Annotated in this window: 3 protein-coding genes; 1 reads left to right on the forward strand and 2 read right to left on the reverse strand. The window is 50.3% G+C overall.

The annotated features are described in order from the left end of the window. Nucleotides 1-36 precede the first annotated feature (36 nt). Together IGR76_16350 and IGR76_16355 are read right to left on the reverse strand one after the other, a co-directional pair. A complete protein-coding gene (locus IGR76_16350; protein MBF2080038.1) occupies nt 37-411 on the reverse strand; it encodes a hypothetical protein in 375 nt (124 codons plus the stop codon). A 134-nt stretch (nt 412-545) separates the two neighbouring features. Continuing rightward, nucleotides 546-2,087, reverse strand: a complete 1,542-nt coding sequence (locus tag IGR76_16355; GenBank protein MBF2080039.1) for an NAD(P)/FAD-dependent oxidoreductase — start codon at nt 2,085-2,087, stop codon at nt 546-548. A 249-nt stretch (nt 2,088-2,336) separates the two neighbouring features. On the opposite strand from IGR76_16355, the gene IGR76_16360 reads away from it, so the two are divergent. Next, nucleotides 2,337-2,759, forward strand: a complete 423-nt coding sequence (locus IGR76_16360) for a ubiquinol-cytochrome c reductase iron-sulfur subunit (protein ID MBF2080040.1) — start codon at nt 2,337-2,339, stop codon at nt 2,757-2,759. Nucleotides 2,760-3,660 lie beyond the last annotated feature (901 nt).

Here is a 3,660-nt window from a genome sequence, read left to right on the forward strand (position 1 = left end):
AGGGCATCGCTAGAACTGGTTCACTACCTTTTCATTCTATCCATCACTTATTAGGCGACCAGTGCCGTCGTTACCATCCTGTCTCAAACATTGATCCTGCCCTAAACCACCCCTCAGAATATCGTTATCATCTCCACTATCGAGAATATCGTCACCACCTTGCCCCTCAAGAACATCATTGCCGTCCTCTCCCCAAAGTTTATCGTTGCCTCCCGACACTAAGCCGAATGGCCCACCGCCAAAGATCGTGTCATTGCCAATTCCACCTCGAATAGAATCATCACCCAATCCTGCATCGACATGGTCATTCCCTCCCAGCGTATTGAAGGTGTCATTCAAAGCTGTAGCTGGGCTACCGAAGAGTTGAGGTGTGATGGTGTCAGATTGATTGGTTATTTGATTTACGGCCATTTTTAATTCTCCTTGAGTGAGAAACGAATCACTTCTAATGGGTTCTCAAGGAGAGGCAGGTCATTTTATTCGATATTTGCAAAACTTTACAATTCGGTCGATAGCACTATTTTGGAACTACCGCAAAGCAGGATTTACCAGAGGTTGAGCGATCGCAACAATTTCACCTGATCCGCGACCGGAACCAACGAATGCGCCGCAATCATGCCGCTTGCCGCGACCGCAGGCAGCCCAATTCCTGGAAACGTTGAATCTCCGCAGCAGAGGAGTCCCTTTAAGGGTGTTTTTGCGCCTGGAAAGAGTCCCTGTCCCGCTTGAATGGCAGGGCCATAGGAACCTCGGTGGCGACAGAGAAAGCGTTCGTGGGTCAACGGTGTACCTACCAGTGCCAGTTCGCAGCGATCGCCAATATCTGGAATTACACGACGTAGAGCCGCCCACATTGGGCGCGATCGCTCCTCTTTCAGAGCATTATAGGTATCACTTTGGCGCGACAATCCAGCCCAAGGCTGGTAGGGTTCGTTTCCAGGTGTGTAGACATGGATGGCGTGTTTGCCCGAAGGTGCTAAGGCTGGATCTAACACCGAGGGAATGGAGATCAGCACAACATTTTGCGGTGCAGAGATCCCCCGTTCCCAGTCATTCACGACAATCGCATGACAGGCTAAATCGGGAGAGAGTCCTTCGGCTGAAATCCCAAGATGTAAATGCATAAAGCTATCGCAGGGTGGAGTAGATTGTCGTTGAGTCCGAAATGAGGTCGGCAATGCTCCCTCTGGTATGAGGGGTAATGTGTCCCACACGGATGCATTAGAAATGACCGCTTGTCGTGCGCGCATCTCCTCACCGTTGCGTAACCGAACGCCAATAGCACGGTTCTCTTCCACTAGAATCTGTTCTACGTGCGATCGCAGTTTTAATGTCCCACCGTGGGTTTCCAAGCCACGCACCAGCGCCTCCACCAACGCCCCACTGCCTCCGATGGGATACTCCAGCGCCACGCCGGGACGATACCATTCCGCAAACATAAAGGCAACCTCAGCCGCACTGGTTCCCGATGCGGATAACCCCGAAAGCAGAAAACAGAGTAAATCTAGCCAGTTGCGGATAAAGGGATCGTGTACCACCCCGTTCATGATCGTGCTAAACGGGCCTGCAAGCTTGAAGGCGTTAAACGTATGAGGCAGGAGCGCAGGTAGATAGTGGCCTACGGTGGTCAACGCTCCCCCGTCTAATCGCACCGCTGCGGAAGGAATAGCGATCGCCGCATCTTTCAAGGGTCGCATGACCTGCTGCAGCCGTCGCCATTCTTGTACGGCACTACTCCCTCGCACGGTTTCCAGCACCTCACAAAACTGATTGGCTCCGACAGCGGTATCGAAGTCGCCTTCCGGTAAGCAACAGCGCCAGGTGTCGTAGAGTGCCCAGTCGATGTCAGCGGCGATCGCGTCTAGCACATGGCGTAGGGGATTCGCAGATGGATGCGATAACCCAGAGTAGAGGGAAGGGCCCGAATCAAACCGATAGCCGTTGCGCTCAAAACTGTGGGCTGCCCCTCCAGGAATCGAGTGGCTTTCGCATACGATCACATTTAAACCGTATCGAGCCAGTAATGCACCACAACATAGCCCGCCAATACCGCTGCCAATAATCACGATGTCTGCATCGGCCACCATGCGCTGACTCCTCAAATCCAATTCCATCAGGCTGCTGATCATAGCCTTGGTATTCTATGGAATTATAAAGACGCTTCACTTGGCGATCGCCCTTCAAAAGGCTCATTTCAGGATAAATGGAGTACAGTTAGGGTAGCCGTCAGAACGACTGAATAAGCATTGCCTTTTGAGTTCTTGGGGGCGCATTGCAGGATTTATGGCATTCAAGGTTTCGTTGTTTTGTTTCTATCCCCCTATTGGAGCGAACTCATGGATCGACGTGAGTTTCTAACATGGATCGGTGTAGGTAGCCTAGCGACATCATTGCCAATAGCGATCGCTGCCTGTGCCCCCGAATCAACCAGTTCAGACACGAGTGCTAGCCCATCGGCTGATGGTGAAGTCGTCGGTACTGTATCTGAACTGAGTCGCGATCGCCCCATCCTCAGAGAAGACACAGCTCTTGGCGCAGTGATGGTGATTCAAGATGCTAACAATACCGCGATCGCGGTGAATCCGACCTGCCCCCACGCAGGTTGTATGGTCGATTGGAAGGCAGCTCAAAATCTATTCGTTTGCCCCTGTCACAACTCGCAGTTTGGCCCAGATGGCAGCCTTGTCCAAGGCCCCTCCACTAAACCCCTTGCATCCTATGCTGTCTCTGTGGAGGGGGACAATATCGTTGTGCGGTAAATGAGGCTAATGCGCCTCCGAATGAATTGCTTTGGATGAGACTCTACTTTGTACACTACGACGAAAGGGTAGCCAACTGTTTGCCCGAATTTTCGAATCGAGCTTGGAACCATTCCCGGACGGAGGTATCCGTTTATCCACACAATCTACGATCTTGCTAAAAACCGGACGGATTGTGCTGTCTCTCATAGTGTAGGATTTCCCTAGAAATTCAACCTAAAACTCCTGGGACAGGCTCATACGACAGTCTGCGGTCTGAAATATGAGTTGCCCGTTTGTCAGTGTTTCCAGCGACCACCCAGTACTTTTACGAGGTGTTTAACTGAAACTGTTAGCGATTTCTTCATGAACTGCTGAACTCGCGGAATACGGGTTTATCTCGCCTTTAAGCCTTAGCGTAAGTTTCAACTAAAGATCAGGAATATCACGCTACTTTCAACGTTTTTCAACGGGTTATATAGAAGTATGTATTCACTCGCCAATGAATATATCTCGGGAGTTACGCCGTTGAGCAAGTTTGCGTGGGTATAGCCTGGCTCAGACTGCTTAGCATTGTCAGGATACTGCACGAATTGTGTAAGTCCTACACGGAATGATTTAGGGTGCCTCTAGCTGATATTCAAAATTTTTAGCCGTTGGAGATTGAAATAGGGTGAAAATTGATAGGTTCCTCCTCGATATTTTTGATTGGCTACGACGATTAATCTTCAGTCGTAAAAGCCGCAATTCCTCTAAACCGTATGAACGGTTGGAAAGCTGGCGGGGATATAAGGGCGTGCTACATAAGGTGAGACGAGATACTCCCAGTGCCGTAGACACCTATGTTTTTAGTCCTTTCCGGCATCACAATGCGAAAAACGCAGTTCCTCATGATATTCATATCTGCCTCGATCATTTGAGT

The sequence above is a fragment of the Synechococcales cyanobacterium T60_A2020_003 genome (genome assembly GCA_015272205.1).
Lineage (GTDB): Bacteria > Cyanobacteriota > Cyanobacteriia > RECH01 > RECH01 > JACYMB01.